This window comes from Gluconobacter sp. R75690 (assembly GCF_015244525.1).
Classification (GTDB): domain Bacteria; phylum Pseudomonadota; class Alphaproteobacteria; order Acetobacterales; family Acetobacteraceae; genus Gluconobacter; species Gluconobacter potus.
Map to the genome: position 1 here is coordinate 1 of NZ_JABCQB010000054.1, position 663 is coordinate 663.

The following is a 663-nucleotide window of genomic DNA, read 5'->3' on the forward strand; positions in this document are numbered from 1 at the left end:
TGCGATGCGGCGCATCTGCTTGAGCCTGTTAAACATTCTTTCGATACGGTTACGATCCCTGTAGCGCCACCAGTCGGTGTTTTGTGGAGTGCTGCGGCCTTTGCGTGATGGAATGACCGGCAGGATCCCATGGATCAGAAGGTCCTGGCGGAAACTGTCGCTGTCATAGCCCCGATCAGCCAGCATGGCCCTGGGGTTCGGAGCCGGAAGTGCCATCAGGGCATTGACGGCTTTATAGTCCGAGACCTGCCCGCCGGTGAGGACAAAGCCAAGAGGACGTTCCTGATTGTCGCATCGGGCGTGGATTTTGCTCGTAAAGCCGCCGCGTGACCGACCAAAAGCTTCCGCATGAGCCCCCCTTTTGCGCCAGTGGCCTGTGAATGGGCGCGAACCACGGTGCTATCGAGCATATGCTGCCAGTCATCAGTCAGGCCAAGGTCTACAAGGGTTTGCAGCAGGGCATCCCACACACCCTGTTCGGCCCAACGGCGAAACCGGACATAAACCGAGTTCCATTTGCCGTAGCGTTCATGCATGTCCCGCCAGGGGCATCCAGTGCGTAGGATGTGCAGCATACCATTGAGAAAACGGCGGTTATCTCCAGACGGGCGCGCCCAACGTCCACGCTCAGAAGGCAGAAGCGGACCAATTATCGCCCATTCC

The 663-nt window shown here is 58.4% G+C and carries 1 pseudogene; it reads right to left on the reverse strand.

Annotated elements, in window-relative coordinates:
• A pseudogene (locus HKD27_RS16845) lies at positions 1-653 on the reverse strand (IS5 family transposase); the annotation flags it as partial.
• Positions 654-663: the final 10 nt, after the last annotated feature.